We start from the raw sequence: 6,678 nt of genomic DNA on the forward strand, positions 1-6,678 counted from the left end.
TTGTCTGTTTTTTTGTTGTGGAATATAATTTGTCTATTCGAATACAAAGTTAAATCATTTGAGTTAAAAACGTACCTCAATAAAACGTAACTTTAATCTTATAAATTTTAAACAGAAAAATCAATCAAATCGAAAAATATGAATATAAATAAATTTACAATTAAATCGCAGGAAGCCATTCAGTTGTCACAGCAAATTGCACAGCGAAATGGCCAGCAGCAAATTGAAAATGAACACATTTTCAAAGCTATTTTTGAAGTTGACGAAAACGTAGCGCCATTTATTTTGAAAAAATTGAATGTAAATGTGCCTTTGTTTTTGCAAATTTTAGACAGTACAATTCAGAGTTTTCCAAAAGTTTCTGGAGGCGAAATCATGCTTTCAAGAGATGCGAATAAAGCTTTGAACGAAGCTGAAATCATTGCACAAAAAATGAACGACGAATACGTTTCGATCGAACATTTGATTTTAGCCATTTTTGATTCTAAAAGCCGAGTTTCTCAGATTTTAAAAGATCAGGGAGTTACAGGAAAAGGTCTTAAAGCAGCGATCGAAGAATTAAGAAAAGGCGAGAGAGTGACTTCGGCTTCAGCTGAAGAAACATACAATTCGTTGAATAAATATGCTAAAAACCTAAACGAATTAGCGCGTACAGGAAAACTAGATCCCGTTATTGGTCGTGACGAAGAAATTCGTCGTGTATTGCAAATTTTAACTCGTAGAACCAAAAACAACCCAATGCTTATTGGTGAGCCTGGAGTTGGTAAAACAGCTATTGCAGAAGGTTTAGCGCATAGAATTGTGGACGGTGACGTTCCAGAAAACTTAAAAGAAAAAATCGTTTTCTCATTAGATATGGGAGCTCTTATTGCGGGAGCGAAATACAAAGGAGAATTTGAAGAACGTTTAAAATCGGTTGTGAAAGAGGTTACAGCTGCAGAAGGTGATATCGTTTTGTTTATTGATGAGATTCATACGCTTGTAGGAGCTGGTGGAGGTGAAGGTGCAATGGATGCGGCAAACATTTTGAAACCAGCTTTGGCTCGTGGAGAATTGAGAGCAATTGGTGCTACAACTTTAGATGAATATCAAAAATATTTCGAAAAAGATAAAGCATTAGAAAGACGTTTCCAAAAAGTGCTAATCGACGAACCAGATACAGAAAGTGCGATTTCGATTCTTCGTGGGATCAAAGAAAAATATGAAACGCATCATAAAGTTCAGATTAAAGATGAAGCAATTATTGCAGCGGTGGAGCTTTCGCAAAGATATATTACGAATCGTTTCTTGCCAGATAAGGCGATTGACTTAATGGACGAAGCAGCTTCTAAACTGCGAATGGAAATCAATTCAAAACCAGAAGAATTAGACGTTTTGGATCGTAAAATCATGCAGTTGGAAATTGAGATCGAAGCCATTAAACGCGAAAAAGAAGAAAGCAAGCTGAAAATTTTAGGAATGGAATTGGCCAACCTGAAAGAAGAACGAAACGAAATCTTCGCAAAATGGAAATCTGAAAAAGATATCGTTGACGGAATTCAAGCCGTAAAACATGAAATAGAAGACTTTAAATACGAAGCAGAGCGTGCAGAACGTGAAGGCGATTACGGAAAAGTAGCTGAGATTCGTTACGGAAAAATAAAAGAAGCACAAGAACGTCAGGAAAACTTGCAAAAACAATTGCAGGAATTTCAATCTGGAAATTCTTTAATCAAAGAAGAAGTAACCAGAGAAGATATTGCAGAAGTTGTAGCAAAATGGACTGGAATTCCAGTGACCAAAATGCTTCAAACAGAAAGAGAAAAACTATTGCATTTGGAAGACGAATTACACAAACGTGTAGTAGGCCAAGAAGAAGCTATAGAAGCCGTAAGTGATGCAGTTCGTAGAAGCCGTGCCGGTTTACAGGATATGAAAAAACCTGTTGGAACATTCTTGTTTTTAGGAACAACCGGAGTTGGTAAAACCGAATTAGCAAAAGCATTGGCCGAATATCTTTTTGATGATGAAAATGCCATGACTCGTATCGACATGAGTGAGTACCAAGAACGCCACAGTGTGAGCCGTTTAGTGGGTGCGCCTCCAGGATACGTAGGTTACGATGAAGGTGGACAATTGACAGAAGCCGTTCGTAGAAAACCATATTCTGTGATTTTGTTAGATGAGATCGAAAAAGCGCATCCAGATACGTTCAATATTTTATTGCAAGTGTTAGATGAAGGTCGATTAACAGACAACAAAGGACGTTTGGCCGATTTCAAAAACACAATTATCATCATGACTTCTAATATGGGAAGTCAGATCATTCAGGAGAAATTCGAGAACCTAAAAGGTGGAGTAGAAGCGGCAACAGAAGCGGCTAAAAATGAGGTTCTAGGATTATTGAAACAAACGGTTCGTCCGGAATTTATCAACCGTATCGATGAGATTGTAATGTTTACGCCGCTTACGGTAGAAAATATTTCAAGAATTGTAAGTTTACAATTAAAAAGTGTTACAAAAATGCTGGCATTACAAGGCATTACTATGGATGCAACTCCAGAAGCAATTGCATATTTGTCAGACAAAGGATATGATCCTCAATTTGGAGCAAGACCAGTAAAACGTGTTGTTCAAAGAGAGGTTCTAAATCAGCTGTCAAAAGAAATTCTGGCAGGAAACATCACAACAGAAAGTATCATTTTATTAGATGCTTTCGATGGCAAATTGGTTTTTAGAAACCAGACCGCTAAATAATTTTTTCATGTTATTCTTAGAAAAGCATCAGTCGAAAGGCTGGTGCTTTTTTTATATCCTAAAATTTTGAAACTTTTCATCCAATTTTTATAACAATTCATTTTCAAAAAATGATCAATTTTAAATTAATAAAAATCAGCAAATTATTAATAAAAATCAAAAATCATGAATAACATATTTAGAGGATTATTGGCAGGTTACGGAGCTAAAAAATTAGGTGGTGGTTGTTTCGGAACAATTATCGTCTTTATTATTCTTTGGGTTCTTTTAGGACAATGCAGTTAATAACCACATTACAGAAAATTAGGAATAAAAAACTTAAATTTAATATGATATTATTGGGCAGATTACGGCAAAATGTCTAGATTCGCATCACTAAAAATAAATTTAAAAAATGGGTTCAGGTTTTTTCGCTCTATTAGATGATATCGCAGCAATTATGGATGATGTTGCTATAATGAGTAAAGTTGCTGCAAAAAAAACAGCAGGAATTCTTGGTGATGATTTAGCAGTAAATGCCGAAAAAGCTTCAGGATTTGCTTCATCTAGGGAGCTTCCAGTTTTATGGGCAATCACAAAAGGTTCATTGTTAAATAAAATCATTATTCTTCCAATTGCATTTTTATTGAGTGCTTTTTTTCCAATTGCTATCATGGTAATTTTGGTCTTAGGAGGATTGTTTTTAGCTTACGAAGGTGCCGAAAAAATCTATGAATTTATTGTTCCTCATAAACATGAAGAATCTGAAGGAATAACAGATGAAGTGCTTACCGAAGAAGAAATTCTTGTAATCGAAAAAGACAAAGTAAAGTCAGCCATTGTAACCGATTTTATTCTTTCTGTAGAAATTGTAATTATCGCTTTAGGAACCGTAATCGGAAAACCATTGGTTTCTCAAATTATAACAGTTTCTATCATCGCATTAATTGCTACAATTGGAGTTTACGGAATCGTAGCGCTTATTGTTCGTATGGATGAAGTAGGTTTCAAAATGATTAAAAGCAGTAAAAAAGAAAACAGTCTTTTAAAAAGTGTTGGAAATGTATTGGTTCAAGCGCTTCCAAAAGTAATCAAAGGATTAACTGTAATCGGAACAATAGCCTTGATTTTAGTTTCTGGAGGATTATTCGTTCACAACATCGAATTCTTTCACCATCTTTTACCAAACTTCCCTTCAATTGTAAAAGAGTTCGCAATCGGACTTATAATTGGTTTTATTGTTTTAGCAATTGTAAATCTTTTCAAAATGATCTTTAAAAAGAAAACGGCTTAATTAAAATTTCAAAAATATAATTTCATAAAACATCAGTTAACGCTGGTGTTTTTTTTGTTTAGAAGCATATCGATAGTTTTTTCAAAAGATCGTTCTGTCCCGCTATCCGCTATATCTTTTTTTGGCAGAAAAAGCCAAAAAAAAGGATGCCGCTTCTATCGGGGCTAAGTAAGAAAATTTTTCTTTTCATAAGAAAAAATAATAATTCATTAAAAATTTTTCAATAAATAAGTTTTTGATTTACAATTGTTTAATTGTTGGTTCTGAATTTTTAACATTTTATCAAAGCAACCTTTGCAATTATGTGGCGTCTTCATAGTAATTAACAATTAATTATTATTTTATATGAAAAGTTTTAGATTAAAATCAGTTTTAGTAGTATTATTTTTATCATTAGCAATTGTTTCATGCAGTAATGACGATGATGAAAAAACTCCAGCTCCAACTACAAAAGCTGCTTTGGTAACAGAAATTAAAGGACCAGCGACAGGAAAAGTGAATGAGGAATTAAGCTACGAGGTAACATATGTTGTAGACAATGCTTGTGCAGAATTCGATAAAATCTCAGAAGTAACAATTGGAGATGTAAAAGGATTACAAGTAATTGCAAAATACCCATCAGAAGTTTGTACGCAACAAGTACCAGATCCAAAGAAAACAGTTTACAAAATTAAACCAACTGTAAAAGGAACTTTAGAGATTAAATTCAAAAAATCAGAAACAGAATTCTTAACTCAGAAAGTTGTAATCGAATAGCAACTAGTTTAGTTGATATTTTTTTAGGTTGAAAGCCATTTTGCAGAAGCTTAGTTTAAGCTGATGTGAAATGGTTTTTTTATGATTATATAATTGTAAGAATTTTTATTTTATTTATTCCATATTTAATTGGTTGTGAAAGTTTGTTAATAAAATTTTCTTACATTTGCCTATAATTCAAAAGCAATCATGGAAAAGACAATAATCATAAAACCGAACTCTAAAACAATTGCTGTTTTAAAGAAAATGGTAGATTTAAAAGAAGAACATCGCAAAGAGGTTTTGGCAAGATTAAAGAAAAAATAAAATTTATTCTTTATGTATCAATATATTTTTGAAGAGGGCTCGAGCCCTCTTTTTTATTTTACAACAAAATATGGTTTGAAATATTTTGTGAGTTTTCGAAGGATGGATTTAGAGAATGATTTCTTTAAGAATTTATTTATTGTAGATTTTGGAGAAAGTAATAATCAAAAGTTTTTAAGTGATTCAAAAATAGAACGAACAATAGTAGATATTATAAGTAATTATTTTGTTTCAAATCCAATTGTTCTATTAAATTACGTTTGCGATATTATTGATTCAAAACAAGATTTTAGGAAAAGATTATTTGATAAATGGTATAGGAATTTCAATAATGATGATTTTTCAAAAATTAATTTTCAGTATGAAATTCCGGAAGAAAATATCAAGTATCACTTAGGGTTTATTTTTAAAGGAAACATATATAGAGAAGAAGAATTAGTTGAAAATGTTAATTTACTGTTGGAAGAATTTACAAATTTAAAATGACCTTAATTTAATATTGTATATAATTGCATACTTTGCCATTCCTTCAAAATTTACTATTTTTGCACTCTAAATTTTATGTCATGGCGAAAAGAAAGTATAAAATATCGGTTATTCAGTTAAATCTGAATGATGTTGCCGAAAATAATCTTAAGAAATGTATCAGTTGGGTAAGAGATGCTGCAAGTCAAGGAGCAGAGGTGATCTTACTTCCTGAATTATATAGCAGTCATTATTTCTGCCAAAGTGAAGATGTTGATAATTTTGCATTAGCAGAACCACTTTACAGCACTTCATTTATTGCTTTCAGCGAATTGGCAAAAGAATTAGGAGTAGTTATTATTGTTCCTTTCTTCGAAAAAAGAATGGCTGGAATCTACCACAATAGTGCCTACATTATTGATACGGACGGAACTGAAGCTGGTTTATACCGTAAAATGCACATTCCAGACGATCCTCATTTCTATGAAAAATTCTATTTCACACCAGGAGATTTAGGTTTCCAAGCAATTGAAACTAAAAAAGGAACTGTTGGAACATTAATTTGTTGGGATCAATGGTATCCGGAAGCAGCTCGTATTACAGCGCTTAAAGGAGCTGAAGTTTTATTTTATCCAACAGCAATTGGATGGCATCCAAAAGAAAAAGAACAATACGGAGAAAATCAATATGGTGCTTGGATGAATGTAATGAAAGGTCATGCCGTTGCAAATGGTGTTTTCGTTGCAGCAGCAAACAGAATCGGTCTTGAGAAATATTTAGAAGGAACAGAAGGAATTCAATTCTGGGGAGCTTCTTTCATTGCTGGACCACAAGGTGAAATCTTAGCACAGGCTTCTCACGATAAAGAAGAAATTCTAATTGCTGAGGTTGATTTAGATTTACAAGAAAACGTTCGTCAAAACTGGCCATTCTTTAGAGATAGAAGAATTGATGCTTTTGGTGATATTGTAAAAAGAGCAATTGATAAATAATTCAATTATCTATAAATTTTAAAAGAGCTGTCTAAAAAAGACAGCTCTTTTTTTTTAGCGCTCCAACGGAACAAAATATTTATAGAATTTCAATAATACAAATAAAAAAGCGACAGCGGAGCGACATATTCACAATTTATATGTCGCTCC

The 6,678-nt window shown here is 32.8% G+C and carries 5 protein-coding genes; all 5 read left to right on the forward strand.

Features of this window, described 5'->3' with window-relative positions; genetic code table 11:
* The first annotated feature begins 138 nt into the window (after positions 1-138).
* Entirely contained in the window at positions 139-2,736 is a 2,598-nt protein-coding gene (clpB, locus tag VGE71_RS04095) for an ATP-dependent chaperone ClpB (protein WP_331137159.1), read from the forward strand.
* A gap of 394 nt (positions 2,737-3,130) precedes the next feature.
* Positions 3,131-4,009 (forward strand): DUF808 domain-containing protein, encoded by an 879-nt coding sequence (locus VGE71_RS04100; protein WP_331137160.1) that lies wholly within the window; start codon positions 3,131-3,133, stop codon positions 4,007-4,009.
* 345 nt (positions 4,010-4,354) lie between these two features.
* Complete coding sequence (locus VGE71_RS04105; protein WP_331137161.1) at positions 4,355-4,765, forward strand: hypothetical protein; 411 nt, start codon at positions 4,355-4,357, stop codon at positions 4,763-4,765.
* A gap of 318 nt (positions 4,766-5,083) precedes the next feature.
* Positions 5,084-5,557 (forward strand): DUF6169 family protein, encoded by a 474-nt coding sequence (locus tag VGE71_RS04110; protein WP_331137162.1) that lies wholly within the window; start codon positions 5,084-5,086, stop codon positions 5,555-5,557.
* An 80-nt stretch (positions 5,558-5,637) separates the two neighbouring features.
* Positions 5,638-6,528 (forward strand): carbon-nitrogen hydrolase, encoded by an 891-nt coding sequence (locus VGE71_RS04115; RefSeq protein WP_144213805.1) that lies wholly within the window; start codon positions 5,638-5,640, stop codon positions 6,526-6,528.
* Positions 6,529-6,678 lie beyond the last annotated feature (150 nt).

The sequence above is a fragment of the Flavobacterium sp. genome, assembly GCF_036405015.1.
Classification (GTDB): domain Bacteria; phylum Bacteroidota; class Bacteroidia; order Flavobacteriales; family Flavobacteriaceae; genus Flavobacterium.

Bases quoted from the DNA above. Each gene is read 5' to 3' on its own strand.
- clpB (WP_331137159.1), top strand. From the start codon at position 139: ATGAATATAAATAAATTTACAATTAAATCGCAGGAAGCCATTCAGTTG.
- VGE71_RS04100 (WP_331137160.1), top strand. From the start codon at position 3,131: ATGGGTTCAGGTTTTTTCGCTCTATTAGATGATATCGCAGCAATTATG.
- VGE71_RS04105 (WP_331137161.1), top strand. From the start codon at position 4,355: ATGAAAAGTTTTAGATTAAAATCAGTTTTAGTAGTATTATTTTTATCA.
- VGE71_RS04110 (WP_331137162.1), top strand. From the start codon at position 5,084: ATGTATCAATATATTTTTGAAGAGGGCTCGAGCCCTCTTTTTTATTTT.
- VGE71_RS04115 (WP_144213805.1), top strand. From the start codon at position 5,638: ATGGCGAAAAGAAAGTATAAAATATCGGTTATTCAGTTAAATCTGAAT.